15 protein-coding genes are annotated in these 14,913 nt (G+C 63.9%); 9 read left to right on the top strand and 6 right to left on the bottom strand.

Features of this window, described 5'->3' with window-relative positions; all coding sequences use genetic code 11:
* Positions 1 to 41 precede the first annotated feature (41 nt).
* Together J0663_RS00890 and J0663_RS00885 are read left to right on the top strand one after the other, a co-directional pair.
* The gene (locus J0663_RS00890) at positions 42 to 689 is read left to right on the top strand and encodes an ArsR/SmtB family transcription factor (RefSeq protein WP_207242617.1); all 648 of its coding nucleotides are present in this window, start codon (positions 42 to 44) and stop codon (positions 687 to 689) included.
* Positions 686 to 1,924 (top strand): MFS transporter, encoded by a 1,239-nt coding sequence (locus J0663_RS00885; protein ID WP_207242616.1) that lies wholly within the window; start codon positions 686 to 688, stop codon positions 1,922 to 1,924. Before J0663_RS00890 ends, J0663_RS00885 begins: the two co-directional genes overlap by 4 nt.
* Before the next feature lie 10 nt (positions 1,925 to 1,934).
* Here the strand turns inward: J0663_RS00885 and J0663_RS00880 are convergent, their stop codons facing one another.
* The 4 genes from J0663_RS00880 to J0663_RS00865 all read right to left on the bottom strand — a co-directional run bounded on the left by J0663_RS00880 (position 1,935) and on the right by J0663_RS00865 (position 5,545).
* The gene (locus J0663_RS00880) at positions 1,935 to 2,840 is read right to left on the bottom strand and encodes a LysR family transcriptional regulator (RefSeq protein WP_207242615.1); all 906 of its coding nucleotides are present in this window, start codon (positions 2,838 to 2,840) and stop codon (positions 1,935 to 1,937) included.
* A 154-nt stretch (positions 2,841 to 2,994) separates the two neighbouring features.
* Complete coding sequence (locus tag J0663_RS00875) at positions 2,995 to 4,017, bottom strand: LLM class flavin-dependent oxidoreductase (protein WP_207242614.1); 1,023 nt, start codon at positions 4,015 to 4,017, stop codon at positions 2,995 to 2,997.
* Between the two features lie 287 nt (positions 4,018 to 4,304).
* A complete protein-coding gene (locus tag J0663_RS00870) occupies positions 4,305 to 4,742 on the bottom strand; it encodes a hypothetical protein (RefSeq protein WP_246590347.1) in 438 nt (145 codons plus the stop codon).
* Positions 4,743 to 4,747: 5 nt separating this feature from the next.
* Positions 4,748 to 5,545: a DUF899 domain-containing protein gene (locus tag J0663_RS00865; RefSeq protein ID WP_207242613.1), complete on the bottom strand. Its 798-nt coding sequence runs from the start codon at positions 5,543 to 5,545 to the stop codon at positions 4,748 to 4,750.
* Positions 5,546 to 5,660: 115 nt separating this feature from the next.
* Between J0663_RS00865 and J0663_RS00860 the strand changes: the two genes are divergently transcribed.
* From J0663_RS00860 to J0663_RS00850, 3 genes are all read left to right on the top strand, one after another.
* The gene (locus J0663_RS00860) at positions 5,661 to 6,881 is read left to right on the top strand and encodes a helix-turn-helix domain-containing protein (protein WP_207242612.1); all 1,221 of its coding nucleotides are present in this window, start codon (positions 5,661 to 5,663) and stop codon (positions 6,879 to 6,881) included.
* 28 nt (positions 6,882 to 6,909) lie between these two features.
* Positions 6,910 to 7,548: a Vgb family protein gene (locus J0663_RS00855; protein WP_207242611.1), complete on the top strand. Its 639-nt coding sequence runs from the start codon at positions 6,910 to 6,912 to the stop codon at positions 7,546 to 7,548.
* Positions 7,549 to 7,758: 210 nt separating this feature from the next.
* On the top strand, positions 7,759 to 8,673 hold the full coding sequence (locus J0663_RS00850) for a phosphotriesterase family protein (RefSeq protein WP_207242610.1): 915 nt from the start codon (positions 7,759 to 7,761) through the stop codon (positions 8,671 to 8,673).
* 13 nt (positions 8,674 to 8,686) lie between these two features.
* Here the strand turns inward: J0663_RS00850 and J0663_RS00845 are convergent, their stop codons facing one another.
* On the bottom strand, positions 8,687 to 9,214 hold the full coding sequence (locus tag J0663_RS00845; RefSeq protein ID WP_207242609.1) for a GNAT family N-acetyltransferase: 528 nt from the start codon (positions 9,212 to 9,214) through the stop codon (positions 8,687 to 8,689).
* A gap of 64 nt (positions 9,215 to 9,278) precedes the next feature.
* On the opposite strand from J0663_RS00845, the gene J0663_RS00840 reads away from it, so the two are divergent.
* The 3 genes from J0663_RS00840 (at position 9,279) to J0663_RS00830 (ending at position 11,977) form a co-directional block, all read left to right on the top strand.
* Positions 9,279 to 11,021 carry a sensor histidine kinase gene (locus J0663_RS00840; RefSeq protein WP_207242608.1) on the top strand — a complete coding sequence of 581 codons (1,743 nt, stop codon included), beginning with the start codon at positions 9,279 to 9,281 and terminating at the stop codon, positions 11,019 to 11,021.
* A 10-nt stretch (positions 11,022 to 11,031) separates the two neighbouring features.
* The gene (locus J0663_RS00835) at positions 11,032 to 11,433 is read left to right on the top strand and encodes a response regulator (RefSeq protein ID WP_207242607.1); all 402 of its coding nucleotides are present in this window, start codon (positions 11,032 to 11,034) and stop codon (positions 11,431 to 11,433) included.
* Between the two features lie 118 nt (positions 11,434 to 11,551).
* Positions 11,552 to 11,977, top strand: coding sequence for a hypothetical protein (locus tag J0663_RS00830; protein WP_207242606.1), 426 nt, complete (start codon positions 11,552 to 11,554; stop codon positions 11,975 to 11,977).
* 407 nt (positions 11,978 to 12,384) lie between these two features.
* Here the strand turns inward: J0663_RS00830 and J0663_RS00825 are convergent, their stop codons facing one another.
* Complete coding sequence (locus tag J0663_RS00825; protein WP_375337260.1) at positions 12,385 to 13,776, bottom strand: aminotransferase-like domain-containing protein; 1,392 nt, start codon at positions 13,774 to 13,776, stop codon at positions 12,385 to 12,387.
* 201 nt (positions 13,777 to 13,977) lie between these two features.
* Here J0663_RS00825 and J0663_RS00820 point away from each other — a divergent pair, with 201 nt between their 5' ends.
* A complete protein-coding gene (locus J0663_RS00820) occupies positions 13,978 to 14,841 on the top strand; it encodes a DMT family transporter (protein ID WP_207242604.1) in 864 nt (287 codons plus the stop codon).
* Positions 14,842 to 14,913: the final 72 nt, after the last annotated feature.

Here is a 14,913-nt window from a genome sequence, read left to right as displayed (position 1 = left end):
GAAATCTTTGCAAAGATAAGTCTGCAATGTATGCTTGGGACATGAAAGATCCGAGCTCCGAACCTGCCGCAGAGGCCGTCGCTTCACGCGCCGTCAGCCGGGTCGTGCCCGACCCAACTGCACTGAAGGCGCTTGCGCATCCGGTGCGGCTGCGCATGCTTGGCATGCTTAGGGTCGACGGCCCCGCCACGGCGACGCAACTTGCCGTCCGGCTGGGCCTGAACAGCGGTGCAACGAGTTATCATCTGCGCCAGCTCGCCCAATACGGCTTCATCGAGGAGGCGCCGCATGTCTCGCGGCGTGACCGCTGGTGGCGCGCGAGCCATGAACTGACCACCGTGCTCCCTAGCGAAGCCGCGGGGGAGGCGCTCGATCTCGACATCGCCTTTAATCAGGCGGCACTCTCGCTGCAGGTCGGCCAGATGCAGCAGGCGCTGGAGGAATATGCCGAACTGCCGGCAGAATGGCGCAAGGCGACGGCCGCCGACGATGTCATCATTCCGATGACGGCGGCACAGGCCGAAGCCCTGACGAAACGGCTGACCGACCTCATCCTCGAAGCGATGCGGGCAGCCCCGCCGCTGGGGGAGGCGGCGTCCCAGAATCCTGACATAGTCCCCTTTTCGATCATGCTCCATGCCTTTCCCTATCCGGGCCGCCTTCCGCATCGCGAAGGGGAGGAGCCGTGAGACGGGGCAGGCCTTTCCTGGCGTTTGCCGCCGCCGAGACGCTTTCGCTTTCCGGTACGCGGCTTTCGACCATCGCCATTCCCTGGCTGGTGCTGAGCGCGACCGGCAGTCCTGTCCTGACGGGGCTGACGGCGATGATGGAAATGCTGCCCTATGTGGCCGCCAAGGCGCTCGGCGGGCCATTAATCGACCGCGTCGGTGCCAAGAGTATCGCTATTGCCTGCGACGCCGCCTCCGTGATCGTGGTGGGGCTGGTGCCGCTTCTCGATCTCTTCGGCCTATTGAGCGTGCCGATGCTGCTGCCTGTCGTCTTTGCCATGGGCGTGTTGCGCGGCCCATCCGATGCCGCCAAGCAGGCGATGGTTCCCGATATCGCCGCGCTGACCGACCTACCGCTCGAAAGGGTGACCGGCGTCGCCGGGGCGATTGAGCGGCTGGCCTCGACCGCGGGCGCGGCCGGCGCCGGCGCGTTGATTGGGATGATCGGCCCGGGCCAGGCGCTCCTCGTTAACGCCGCCACCTTTGCCGCCGCCGCCCTGATCGTTGCGGCTGGCATACCCGGCATCAGGCGCACTGCCGAGCCGGCCGCCACATCAGGCGACCGGCCGGGCATGGTGTCTTCCTATCTCGACGATCTCCGGGAAGGCTGGCGCTTCCTGCGCGGCGATGCGGTGCTCGTCAGCATCGTCACCATGGTCGCCGTCACCAATCTCATGGACCAGGCCTATGGAGCGGTGCTGCTGCCCGTCTGGACGCGCGACTCCGGCCACGGCCCGGAGCTGCTCGGCGCCATTCTGGCTGCCTTCACCGGCGCCTCGATCGCGGGGGCAGCGATTGCGGCTGTTATCGGCGAGCGAATGCCGCGCCTGATGGTCTATACGGTGGCCTTCCTGCTGACGGGATTTCCACGCTTTTTCGTGCTTGCGCTGGATGCGCCGCTCGGCTCTGTCTTTGCGACGCTCGCCGTCGCAGGATTTGCCTCGGGGTTCCTCAACCCCATTCTGTCGGCGGTGATCTTCGAGCGCATTCCGAAGCCGCTGTCCGGCCGCGTCACGGCGATGAACGCCGCCCTCTGCTTCGCCCTCATTCCCTTCGGCGGCCTCGTCGGCGGCGCTTTGATCGGCGGCATCAGCCTCGCCGCGGCACTGTTCGTCACCGGACTTGCCTATCTCTGCGCAACGCTTGCGCCGCTGGCGCTAAAGAGTTTCCGCGGCTTCGAAAAGGCGCTCGCCTGAGGGCCGAGCCTCACGCTTTATGCCCCAATTCTTCGACGATCAGATCGATAAAGCCGCGCACGCGCGGTTCGATAAGGCGTTTGTCGGGATAGAGGATCACGATCTTTGCCTCGTCGGTCTCAGGCTCCGGCAGGACCTGCCGGAGGCGGCCGGCTGCGAGATCGGCGGCGATGAGGAAGTCGGGCAGGAGAGCGATGCCCAATCCTGCCAGCGCCGCATCGCGGATGGCCTCGCCGCTGTCGAGCCGCAGGCGGCTTACCCCCGGCGCCTTGATCCAGGTCCCGCCTTTGCCGCGAAAGCGCCAGCGCTGCCGTTGATTGCGGCTGGTAAAATACAGGCAGTCATGGTCGGCGAGATCCTCGATATCGCGCGGCTCGCCGCGCTCGGCGAGGTAGGAGGGCGAGGCGCAGAGTCGCGCCTTGTCAGCGCCGATGACACGCGAGGCCAACCCTTCACCTGACGATGCACCGGCGCCGATCCGGATCTTGAGATCGAAGCCTTCCTCGACGATATCGGCCAGGCGATCGGTGAAGCTCACCTCAGCCTGGAGATCGGGCCAGGCGCGAAGATATTTCTCGAGCAGCGGCAGCACGACGAGCCGGCCGAAGGCGCGGGGAACGGTGAGCCGGAGAATGCCGCGCGGCGTGCCGCTGCGCCCCGCGACACTTGCTTCCGCCTCGTCGACCGAGGCGAGGATCTGCAGCCCGCGCTCATAAAACAGGCGCCCTTCGTCGGTTAGGCTCAGCGTCCGCGTCGTGCGGTTGAGCAGGCGCGCGCCCAGCCGGTCTTCCAGGCGGATGACGGCCTTTCCCGCCGCCGAACGCGACAGTCCCACGGCCTGTCCGCCGGCAACGAAGCTTCCGGCATCGACGACGGCCATGAAGATCAGGATATCGTTCAGGTTGGTGCGCGGCATGAGGCAACTCGAGCGGTTCTACGGCCATAACTCGGTCAGCCATGCAATGGTTCAAGCTTGGGGCGTTGATGCGTTAAGAAGGGGCGCCGAATGGCTGGCGCTCTCTCTGTCCTGTGCCCGCCTGTCGATTACGCCATCAACGCAGCGCCCAACCTCACCGCCAGCCGAGCGCCGGCGCGACGTGGGTCAGGATCCCTTCGATGACATGGGCGTTATACTCGACACCGAGCTGGTTGGGGACGGTGAGCAGCAGCGTGTCGGCCTCGGCGATCGCCTCGTCCTCGGCAAGCTGCTTTACGAGCACGTCGGGTTCGGCGGCATAGCTGCGGCCGAAGATCGCCCGGGTCTTTTCGTCGATGAAGCCGATCTTGTCGCCTTCGTCGCCGCCATAGCCGAAATAGGCGCGGTCGCGGTCGTCGACCAACGCGAAGATGCTGCGGCTCACCGAGACGCGCGGCTGGCGCGTGTGGCCTGCTTCTTTCCAGGCTTCGCGATAGGCACGGATCTGGGCGGCTTGCTGGACGTGGAAGGGCTCGCCCGTCTCGTCGTCCTTCAGCGTCGAGCTCTGCAGGTTCATGCCGAGCTTGGCCGCCCAGACGGCTGTGGCATTCGAGCTTGCGCCCCACCAGATCCGCTCGCGCAGGCCTTCGGAATGCGGCTCGAGGCGGAGAAGGCCGGGCGGGTTCGGAAACATCGGCCGCGGGTTCGGCTTGGCGAACCCTTCGCCGCGCAGCACTTCGAGGAAAACCTCGGCGTGATGCCTGGCCATGTCGGCATCGCTCTGACCTTCCGGCGGCGCATAGCCGAAATGGCGCCAGCCGTCGATCACCTGCTCGGGCGAGCCGCGGCTGATGCCGAGCTGCAGCCGGCCGCCGGCGATGAGGTCGGCAGCACCGGCATCCTCGGCCATATAGAGCGGGTTCTCATAACGCATGTCGATGACGGCGGTGCCGATCTCGATCCGGCTGGTCCTAGCGCCGACGGCCGACAGCAGAGGGAAGGGCGCGGCGAGCTGCCGGGCGAAATGGTGCACGCGAAAATAGGCCCCGTCGGCGCCGAGCTCTTCGGCGGCCACCGCAAGGTCAATCGACTGGAGCAGCGCATCGCCCGCCGAACGCGTCTGCGATTGAGGCGAGGGCGTCCAGTGCCCGAACGAGAGAAAACCGATCTTCTTCATGGCCAGGCCTTTATCCGTTGCGTCTCTGGTGGATCGGTCATGGCACAGTTTCGGGCCGGAAGACAATTGTAAGCGGAGGGGTGCGGCGGATCAACTATCCGGCATTAGGCGTGCGGCTCCGGGTTTTGCTGAATTGTCTGGGGCGAAATCAGGTCGATTTGACGAGGTCGGCGCAAACTTGGACGGCTGGCAATCCCTTCCGGGGCACTTCAGGGTAAGTCTCTCTTGAGTGCCGTGCCGTCCTTCTCCTTTGCCGGCAGGCCAGAGGGGTATTCCCACGGCATGCCCTATCCTCCATTCTGCGACGAGCACGGAACAGAGACGTGTAAGCGACGCCGGAACCACCATCGGCGACCCTTCCAGCCGCCGGCAAGCCGCAGCCACGGCGCCAGGTGGAAGCCGCTCATCAGCAGGTACATCGGTGTCATTCCCGTGAGCGGAAAAGCACCCGGCGTGGTCGTGCAGATCATGTCGGCGCTGCCGGTTGCCGCCGTCAGCAACGCCATGAAGGCGAATGTCGGCGCCGCGGCAAACGACAGCCAATCGGCCGCGAGGACGGCGTGGCCATTGCGGACGACCCTTTCGGCAGCCGGAGCGGCTGGTTTTCCAGCCGATCCGTCTGCGGCGGCGGCCAGCGACAGCCAGTCGGCGGTTGAAAGACCGGCATTCCCGCCCGAGGCGGCCGGATCGCCGCCTCCTTTCTCGCCGTGGAGGGAAAGGGCCATTGCCGTCACTCCTTGCCGTAGCGGTCGTGATGGCGCCACCAGATGCCGGTTTCGTTGCGGCCTTTAGGCGCGCGGTCGAGCCATTGGTACATACCCCAGAGACCGTCCAGCCCACGGGCATAGCTGGAATAGCTGTGGTAGACGGCGCCGTCGATGAGTTCGAAGGCGCTGACGCCGGGCCGGTCGCGGGTATAGGTGGCGACGTCGGTACCGGTCATGGAAGCGATCTGGACGATCGGCGCTTCGCTGCCGCGCAACTGCCATTCCTGGACGGCGCCGCCGGGTGCCGGCTCGGGCGCCGCCGGCTCCTGGCGGTAGTTGTATTCAATCCCGCCCTGGCGCTGCTGTTCGGGGCTGAACCAGACGCTGAAATCGGCGTTGAAATCGCTGCCGGCCGAGGAGGCCCAGGGAAAGCTCCAGTCCATCCGCTGCCTGAAGGCCAGAAGCTTTTCGAGGGGCGCGCGCGAGACCGTCCAGAAGGCGACGTCGTGGTTTTGGAGATGGACGAAGAAGCCGTTGAAGCCGTCGGCGATCGAGGAGCAGGAGGGGCAGCCGGCGCTGTAATCCGGTCCGAACATGAAGTGATAGATCAGCAGTTGCGAGCGGCCGCCGAAGAGATCCTTCAGCGAGGCATCGCCGCTTTCGGTGTCGAAGCGGTATTGCTTGTCAATCCTGACGCGGGGCAGTTGCTGGCGTTTGGCCGCCAGTGCATCGCTTTGCCGCGTCAGTTCCTTTTCTTCCTCGAGCAGATCGAGTCTCGCCGCCAGCCATTGCTCGCGGGTTGCGTTCAGCATTGCCGTCATGGGTCTTCTCCTTTGCCTGTCAATCGTCGTAGCATCCGGCGTGATTGCTGCCGGTTGAGAGAAGATTACGGCCGGGCAGCGGAATGGCGGGAGTGACAAGTGTGACGGGATTTGAATGGACTCGCTGATCACGGCCGCCGCACTGGCGCTGGCGTCGGGTGACGCGCTCGGTGCCCTGAAACGGGTGGCGCTGCGTGACGATGCGCCTGCTTTGGCGCTGCGCGGCATCGCCATGGCACAGCTCGGCGATCTCGTCCGCGCCAAGGCGCTGTCGAAGAGCGCGGCGCGCGCCTTCGGGCCGCGCGAGGCGGTGGCGCGGGCCCGCTGCGTCGTCGCCGAGGCCGAGATCGCGCTGGTCTCGCGCGATCTCACCTGGCCGGTCAAGGCGCTGGAGGCGGCGCGCAAGGTTTTGGAAGCGCATGGCGACCGGGTCAATGCCGCTCATGCCGGCAATGTCGCTGTTCGCCGGCTGGTGCTGATCGGCAGGCTCGACGAGGCCGAGCAGGCGCTTGGCCGCCTCGACCCGACGCCCTTGCCGCCGGCACTGCGGGCCGCCCACGAGCTGGTGGCATCAGGCATCGCGGTCCGGCGCCTGAAGACGGAGGCGGCGCGCGCCGCCATTGACCGTGCACGGCTTGCGGCGCGGCAGGCCGATATACCCGCACTGTCGGCGGAGGTCGAAACCGCAGCCCATTTGCTCGACGCGCCGGCCGCGCGGGTGATTTCACGCGGAGACGAGCGCCCGCTGCTGCTCGGGCAGGTGGAGGCGCTCTTTTCGGGCGGCACGCTCGTCGTCGACGCCTGCCGCCATGTCGTGCGCGATGCCGGTGCTGTCGTGCCGCTGGCGAGCCGGCCGGTGCTGTTTGCGCTTGCGCGCACTCTGGCCGAGGCCTGGCCGGCGGATGTGGCGCGGGGCACGCTGATTGCGCGCGCCTTTCGCGGCAAACATGCCGATGAATCGCATCGCGCCCGGCTGCGGGTCGAGATCGGCCGGCTGCGTGCCGCGCTTGCCGGGTTGGCGGAAGTCTCGGCGACGAAACGCGGTTTTGCCCTTTCACCCGGCCGCGCAGGCGACATCGCCGTGCTCGCGCCGCTGATGGAAGGACCGCACGGCGCAGTACTTGCCTTCCTCGCCGATGGGGAGGCATGGTCGAGCTCGGCGCTTTCGATCGCGCTTGGCGCGAGCCCCCGCACCGTGCAGCGGGCGTTGGATTCGCTCGCTGGCGAAGGCAAGGTGCAGGCGATCGGGCGCGGGCGGGCGCGCCGCTGGATGAGCCCGCCGCTCTCCTTTTTCCCGACGATCTTGTTACTCCCCGGGCCGCTGCCGAGCGACTAGTATGGGGGCAACCCACAAGGAGGAAGAGATGAAGAAATCGGCCGCGACGATCCTGCGTGAATATGGACCCTTTCCGAATGCCGATCGTGTCAACGGCGTCACCTTCGACGGCCGGCATGTCTGGTTTGCCTCGGGCGACCGGCTGAACGCGCTCGATCCCGACAGCGGCGAGGTGGTGCGTTCCATCGAGGTCGCCTCCCATGCCGGCACGGCTTTCGACGGCGAGTTTCTCTATCAGATCGCCGAGGATGTCATTCACAAGATCGACCCGAAGACCGGCCAGATCCTTTCCACCATCCCGGCTCCCGGCAATGGCGGCGATTCCGGCCTCGCCTGGGCCGAAGGCACGCTCTGGGTCGGCCAGCATCGTGGCCGCAGGATCCACCAGATCGATCCCGAGACCGGCAAGATCCTGCGCACGATCGAATCCAATCGCGTGGTGACAGGCGTCACCTGGGTCGACGGTCAGCTCTGGCACGGCACCTGGGAGGGTGACGACAGCGATGTCAGGCGCATCGACCCCGAAACCGGCGAGGTGCTGGAGCGCCTGGAGATGCCCGAAGGCACCGGCGTCTCCGGCCTCGAATCCGACGGCGCGGACCGCTTCTTCTGCGGTGGTGGCGGCAGCGGCAAGCTACGCGCCATCAGCCGGCCGCAGGGGAAATAGCCCAAGAGGCTACCTCTCCCGAGCGACAGTCAGCTCGCCAATCATCCGGTGGCCAATTCGAAGTCGACATAAGGGTCACGATGTCTGAATTTCGATTGGGTGAGCGATTGATTTCCTCACCTGACGATCTAGTTTCGCGGCAGTGTCGGTCGAGGCTTGGATGACGGCCGGGGGTTGCACGCAAAGCGCACGTGACCGGGGGAGAAGACTTTGAAGCATCTGCGCACGACACTCGGGCCCAGGAGCAAATCCGAACTTGGGATGATCCTGCCGCACGAGCACGTCTTCGTCGACCTCAGGACACCGGACCAGCCCGGTTATGCCGAGGCAGAGATCGAAGATGTCGTTCGGCTGATGGCCCCCGAAATCGAGAAGATCAAGAAGCTCGGGGTGACGGCACTTGTGGAATGCTCGACGGGTGGCGTCGGACGCCGCGCGGATATCGATCTTGCCGTGTCGCTCGCGACGGATTTTCCGATCGTCGTTCCCACCGGCAATTACCGCGAGCCCTGGATTCCCGAATGGGTCCGCCATGCTTCCGAGAAGGAGCTGGAGGCGTGGATGCTGCGCGAACTGACGGATGGGATTGACGAGACCGGGTTTCAGGCAGGCTGGATCAAGCTCAGCGCCGGTGATGACGGCATGACGGCGCTCGAGACGAAAATCCTGCGGGCAGCCGCGCGCGCCGCGGCACAGACGGGTGCGGTCATCGGCAGCCATACGATCAGGGGACGGGTCGTCATGGATCAGCTCGACGTCATCGAGGCGGAAGGCTATCGGGCCGACAGGTTCATTTCGATCCACACGCAGGAGGAAAAGGACTTCGGCTATAATGTCGCCGTTGCCGAGCGAGGCGCCTGGATCGAGTATGACCATGTCGGCCGCGCCGGAGACGACGAGGTGGCCGAGCTGGTGATCAAGGCGCTGGAGGCGGGCTGCGGCGGCCGCCTGTTGCTGAGCCATGACCGAGGCTGGTTCGATCCGGCGCTGCCGATGGGCGGCACACCCAAGCCGTACACCCATCTTTCCACGGTCTTGTTGCCCGAGCTGAAACGGCGGGGCGTGGACGACGGGACGCTGATGCGCCTGACCCATGAGAATCCGTTCGAGGCTTTTGCCCGGTGAGGGAGGCCAGCACCTAGCTCTCATCAAAGAACAGTGCCATCCCGATCGCATCGATGAACCGGCCGTCGATCCGTGCTGCGCGCCGGATGATGCCTTCGCGGGTGAAGCCTACTTTTTCATAGAGAGCGATCGCCCGGCTATTGTCTTCGTAGACATCGAGTTCGACCCTGGCAAAACCGGCTTCCTGCGCCGCTTTCAACGTCGCATCGATGAGCTGTCGTCCCAAACCCTTGCCGCGATAGGTGGGAAGGATGCCCATCCCGAGGCGGCCGCGATGGGCGTGCGAAGGGAAGAAATGGCGACCGATATCGCACCAGCCGACGACCTCGTCTGCGATGACGGCGACGAATTGCGGATTGCCTTTTGCAATCATACCCATCACGAACTCACGGGTCTCAGGCAGCGGCGTTGCTTCCAGCATGGACAGGTATTTTTTCTCCCGCGCAACCACGTCAAGGGCGCGATGAAAGCTGTCGATGTGCGTGGCAGCGATCGGTTCAATCCTGGCGCCTGAGGCATTGGGCGATGGTGCGGCGTCCACAAGCTCTCCTTCGAAGATAGCGAGAGACCCGCACTGGAGCGCATAATTCACCCTCCGTCAACTTTTGCGTGTCAATTTTCAGGCAGCGAACGCCGTCACAAGGTTGCGGGTATTGAAGGTCGGGCTCACATCGCACATCACGTTCGTTCTGGTGACGCTCACCTGCGCGGCGGCGGTGTTGCTGTGCGGGTTTGCGTGGCTTGCCGCGGTGAAGGTCGATGATCTCTACCTGCGCCGGCAGGCCGATTTCGTCGGCCAGGGACTGGAAGAGCAGATCAGTGCGCTTCCCAGGGAACAGGAAAGCGTCACCAAATGGGACGACGCCTTCCTTTATGCCAAGCAACGGAATCATGAATGGTTGCTTGACAATGTCGGCCGCTGGACGAGCCGATATTTCGGACACGACAGAACCTACATCTTCGACGACACCAATCGCCTGATGTTTGCCTTCCGCGACGGAACGGACCCCATGCCGCCGCGCCTCGGCAGCGACGACGGTCGGGAGATGACGGAGCTGGCCGGCGAGATGCGGGCAGCTCTCATCGAGAGCAAGAAGCCTGGCGGCGAACCGCTCGGTCAGCTGGCCAGGGTTCGCACGATCATGATCGGCAACAGGCCGGCGATAACAAGCGCCCGTCCCATTCTCCCGAGCTCGACAAGGATGCAGATCGAGGCGGGTCAGGAATTCATCGCCGTTTCTGTCAAGTTCCTCGACGGAAAGGCCGCTGAAAACATTGCCCATTATGCGCGGCTCGAAGGATTGCACTTTTCCCGTTCGAAGGGTGATGACGAGCGGGCGCAGGTGCCCGTATCGTCCCATGAGGGCGGCACGATCGGCTATCTCGTGTGGCACCCGATCCGGCCTGGCTTCATGCTGCTCAAGCAGATCGCGCCGGCCGGGCTTGGCTGCCTCGCTCTGCTGATCGCCGCGGTGTTCTGGCTCGGAAGGGGGCTGCATCGCACGTCGCTGACCCTCTTGGACAGCCGGGCTGAGCTCACCCACCACCGCAACCATCTGGAGGAGATGGTGGCGGATCGCACCGCCGAAATCGAAAGACAGAGGGAGGAACTCGACCGGCTTCTGGCACACGAGCGCCACGTCAATGCGCTGCAGCGCCAGTTCGTCGCCATGGCGTCGCACGAGTTCCGGACGCCGCTCGCCATCATCGACGCCGCCGCCCAGCGGCTCTGCCGCTCGACGACCAACGTCAGCGGAGATTACGTCCTTGAGAAAGCCGGCGTGATCCGCAGCGCGGTCGTGCGCATGGTCGGCCTCATGGAGAGCATCCTTGCCAGCGGCAGGCTGGAAACCGGGCAGATCATCCTGAAGCGCAGCGAGGGCGATCTGAAAGCGCTGCTGACCGAGTGCTGCGAAAAGCAGCGCCCGCTCAGCCGCGCGCATGTGCTCCATCTCGATATCGATGCGATCCCCGACAGTTTGAGCTTTGACCGCAGCGCGATGGAGCAGGTGTTTACCAACCTTGTCTCGAATGCCGTCAAATATTCGCCAAATGCGGGCGATATTCGTATCGGCGCTCGAGTCGACGAGAAGACGGTGGAGATCTCGGTCGCCGATAGCGGCATCGGCATGGATGCCGAGGATCTGCCGAAACTGTTCCAACCTTATTTCCGCGCTCGCAGCGCAACCGGCATTGCCGGAACCGGCATTGGCCTCAACCTCGTCAAACAGGTCGTCGAACTGCACGGCGGCAGGGTCGAGGTGAGAAGCGAGCTCGGAAAGGGCACGACGTTTACGATCCTCCTGCCGATAGAGCGCCTGTCGCAGGGGCAACAATTTGCAGCCTAAGGAAAATCTCATGGTCACTGTCCTGTGCATAGAAGATGAAGTCGAGATCCGGAACCTCCTCGTCGAGGAGCTGAACGAAGCCGGATACAGGACGCTCGAGGCCGCAAACGGCGCCGAGGGGCTGGAAATGATCCTGTCGAAATGGCCCGACATCGTCATCAGCGATATCTCGATGCCCGTCATGGACGGACACCAGCTGCTAGCCGAAATCCAGATCAACCATCCGGAACTCTCCAACATCCCGTTCATCCTGCTGACGGCGCTGACAGATCGGGAAAACACGCTCGCCGGTTTGCGTGCCGGGGCCGCGGATTATCTGACGAAGCCGCTCGATTTCGACCTGCTGCTCGCCAAGCTGGAAGGCTGTGTCACCCGGCTGGAGAACGACAAGGCGGTCAATCGGTCGTTTTGATGGGGTGGTAGTGAGAAGGGCGAGGGGCTGCGCGCAGCAGGAGTCAAGCTTCTCGACAAAAGTGGATGTCGCCGGTCGTGGTATTCCTTGAAGTTGAGTTGTTTGGGAAGGGCAATGAGTGAGATTTAGGTTATTCTACGAAGGAGATTTGCTTTCCTCGGCCAATAAATCTAAACGCCCGGCCCATAAACACGATATTCGTCGTGCATTCCACAAGCAGCTTCAAGAGCTTTGGAGAGTGGATGGAAATCTACGCGATTGGGTAGACCGTCTTGACAATAACGATGTTCCTAAGTTTCAAGGGATTGCCGATCGCTACGGTAAATGGGGCCATCGTTGGGTTCCCCTCGTGGACGATGTGCACTCTACCCACTGTTCTTTAGACGTGTTGATGTTGCGGCCTGGTAGAGTCGGTGGGCTCATTGTCGAAACGGACATAGACAACAGACTCAAGACATTGTTTGATGCTCTTCAAATTCCAACTAGCCAATCGCAGTTGGAACCACCAACCTCCGACGAAGATCCTTTTTTTTGTTCTGCTTGAAAATGACAGTTTGATCTCATCAGTGAGTGTCACGACAGATCGACTTCTGGCGACAGAGCGATATATTCGGAACGACATTCCGGATAAGCTGACACTTTCCCGAGATCAATCAGCCAACCGCGATCATGTGGTTCTTATCCTCTCGGTGGCGATCCATGCTGCAAAAACGACGATGGATAACCTTCACCTAATTGGGTGAATACAAGGCTGGTGAGTGGCTCTAGCGCGAACCTCTCCTCCCTCATTCCTGTGCTTGTCACAGGAAACCAGTGCGCCCAAGTCCTTGGGCGCGGGAGACCTCTTCTAGGTAAGGGTCAATCACCGCGCGGACGCGCGGTGGCTGGATTCCTGTGACGAGCACAGGAATGAGGGAGGCTAGAGCCGGAGCTGGATATCTCTCACCCTCTCTACCTCGCCAACACATCCCTCAGCACCTCAAACACCCTCGGATCCAGGGTCTGCGACACATTGAATCGCATGAAACTCGTCGCCGATTGCGACAGGCTGAAGGCATTGCCCGGCGCCAGCACGATCCGCTTTTCCAGCGCCGCCCGCGCCACATCAGCGGCGTCGATGCCATCGGGCAATCTGCACCACAGGAACATGCCGGCCTGGGGCTCCAGCCAGGGCGTTATTCCCAGGTTCTTCAGCCGGGCCGAGACCTCGGTCATGGCGCGGGATAGCCGCTGCCTGAGCGTATCCATGTGCTTGCGGTAGCCGCCGTCGCTTAAGGCATTCAGCACCACTTCCGCCGCCATCCGGCCGCCGCCGAAGGAGGTGGCGATCTTGAGGTCGGTGAGGCCTTCGACCCATTCCGGTTTCGCGGCAACGAAGCCGCAGCGGGCCGAGGCCGAAAGCGTCTTGGAGAAGCTGCCGATATGGATGACGCGCTCCAGCCCGTCGAAAGCGGCGAGGCGGGGCGCCGGCGTAATTTCGAAATCGGCGAAGATATCGTCCTCGATGATCGTCAAGTCGAACTGGTCGGCGAGTTTCAGAACGCGGTGGGCCGTGACCGGGGAGAGCGTTGCGCCGGTCGGATTGTGGATGGCCGAATTGGTGATGTAGAGCCGCGGCCGGTGTTCGGCGAGCGTCTGCGCGAAGAGTTCGAGATCGGGGCCTGAAGGCGTATAGGCAACGCCGACGATCTTCGCCCGGTGGGCGCGCAGCAGCGCATGGAAATTGAAGTAGCAGGGATCGTCGACCAGCACGGTATCGCCGGGTTCGAGCAGGAAACGGCAGAGCAGGTCGATCGCCTGGGTGCCGGACTCGGCGAGCAGGATCTGATCCGGAGAGGCCTCGATGCCGCGCTCGCTCATGCGGCGGGAAATCAGCTGGCGCAGCGGCGGCAGGCCGAGCGGCGAGCCGTAGTCTGCAAGCGCCGAGGCGTCGGCGCGGGCAAGCGTCCGGAGCGCCCGGCGCATGCCTTCGCCGGGCAGCCAGGCGGGCGGCAACCAGCCGCAGCCGGGCTTGAGATCTGATACATCGGCCTCCAGCGATTGGCGCGAGATCCAGAACGGATCGACCGCGCGGTCGAGCTTCGGCCCGGCTTCGGCGAGCGCAAAGGGTGCTGCCTGATTGGCGACGTAAAAGCCCGAGCCCGGTCGTGACAGGATCGCGCCCTCGGCGACCAGGCGCTCATAGGCGTCAACGACCGTCGAGGTCGAGAGTTTCATGCTAGCCGCGAGGCCTCGCACGGAGGGCAGCCTTGCGCCCGGTGTCAGGCTGCGCCCGGCGATGCGCTGCCGGATCGTTCCCATGACAATCTCGACGCGCGTACGTCCCGCCAGCTCTTCGTTCATCTGTACTGTTCTCCGCACCATAACAGTTTTGCGAAATCGTACCAGACCGTTTCTGTCATGGCTATCCGGATCGGCGGATAAGGGTGAAGAGCGCGTTCTTCCGACTTCGATTCAGGGAACACGCCTTAGGTCATTGTTTTTATGCAGGCCGTTCTCAAGGCCACACGGTTTCGGCGGTATGCATCTGGGAAGGAATGAAGGATGGAGCGCATGACGACAGGGTGGATCAATGGTTTGATCGGGGTGGTGATCTTCAGCGGTTCGCTGCCGGCGACCCGCGTGGCGGTGGCGCAGTTCGACCCAGTCTTCCTCACAGTGGCGCGGGCGGCGATTGCCGGGCTGCTGGCGCTCTGCCTGCTGATCATCTTCCGTGAGAAGCGGCCAGCCGGGCGCGATATCCTCTCGCTCGCCGTGGTCGCGCTCGGCGTGGTCGTGGGCTTCCCGCTGCTGACGGCGCTGGCGCTGCAGCACGTCACATCAGCCCATTCTATCGTCTTCGTCGGCCTGCTGCCGCTTGCCACCGCGAGTTTCGCGGTCATCCGCGGCGGTGAACGGCCGAAGCCTGCCTTCTGGCTTTTCTCCGTTCTCGGCAGCGCGCTGGTGGCTGGTTTTGCTCTGACGCAAGGCCTGACAGCCTCGCCGGTCGGCGACCTCCTGATGCTGGCGGCGATCCTCGCCTGCGGCCTCGGTTATGCCGAGGGCGGGCGGCTGTCGCGCACGCTCGGCGGCTGGCAGGTGATTTCCTGGGCGCTGGTCTTGTCGCTGCCGATCATGATCGCGGTCGCGTTTGTCTACCGGCCGGAAAGTTTCGCCGGGATCGAAACGCCGGCGCTGATCGGCCTTGCCTATGTGTCGCTGTTCTCGATGCTGATCGGCTTCATCTTCTGGTATCGCGGCCTCTCGCAGGGCGGCATCGCTGCCGTCGGCCAGCTGCAGCTGCTGCAGCCCTTCTTCGGCCTGGCGCTCGCCGCCACCCTGCTGCACGAACCGGTGACGTGGACGATGCTCGGCGTGACTGTCGCGGTGATTTTCTGCGTAATGGGTGCACGGAAGTTTGCCAAGTAGCGGCGGTCTCCGGTCACAAAGCCGCCGCTCAATCGTCAGCAAATGGCCTCGTTACCGCCGCACTGAGCCCTC

This window comes from Rhizobium lentis, assembly GCF_017352135.1.
Lineage (GTDB): Bacteria > Pseudomonadota > Alphaproteobacteria > Rhizobiales > Rhizobiaceae > Rhizobium > Rhizobium lentis.
This window is presented reverse-complemented; position numbering and strand designations above follow the sequence as displayed.

Excerpts from the sequence above, each read along its gene's own strand:
- J0663_RS00890 (WP_207242617.1), top strand. The coding sequence starts at position 42 with ATGAAAGATCCGAGCTCCGAACCTGCCGCAGAGGCCGTCGCTTCACGC.
- J0663_RS00880 (WP_207242615.1), bottom strand. The coding sequence starts at position 2,840 with ATGCCGCGCACCAACCTGAACGATATCCTGATCTTCATGGCCGTCGTC.
- J0663_RS00875 (WP_207242614.1), bottom strand. The coding sequence starts at position 4,017 with ATGAAGAAGATCGGTTTTCTCTCGTTCGGGCACTGGACGCCCTCGCCT.
- J0663_RS00870 (WP_246590347.1), bottom strand. The coding sequence starts at position 4,742 with ATGGCCCTTTCCCTCCACGGCGAGAAAGGAGGCGGCGATCCGGCCGCC.
- J0663_RS00865 (WP_207242613.1), bottom strand. The coding sequence starts at position 5,545 with ATGACGGCAATGCTGAACGCAACCCGCGAGCAATGGCTGGCGGCGAGA.
- J0663_RS00860 (WP_207242612.1), top strand. The coding sequence starts at position 5,661 with ATGGACTCGCTGATCACGGCCGCCGCACTGGCGCTGGCGTCGGGTGAC.
- J0663_RS00855 (WP_207242611.1), top strand. The coding sequence starts at position 6,910 with ATGAAGAAATCGGCCGCGACGATCCTGCGTGAATATGGACCCTTTCCG.
- J0663_RS00835 (WP_207242607.1), top strand. The coding sequence starts at position 11,032 with ATGGTCACTGTCCTGTGCATAGAAGATGAAGTCGAGATCCGGAACCTC.
- J0663_RS00825 (WP_375337260.1), bottom strand. The coding sequence starts at position 13,776 with ATGAACGAAGAGCTGGCGGGACGTACGCGCGTCGAGATTGTCATGGGA.
- J0663_RS00820 (WP_207242604.1), top strand. The coding sequence starts at position 13,978 with ATGGAGCGCATGACGACAGGGTGGATCAATGGTTTGATCGGGGTGGTG.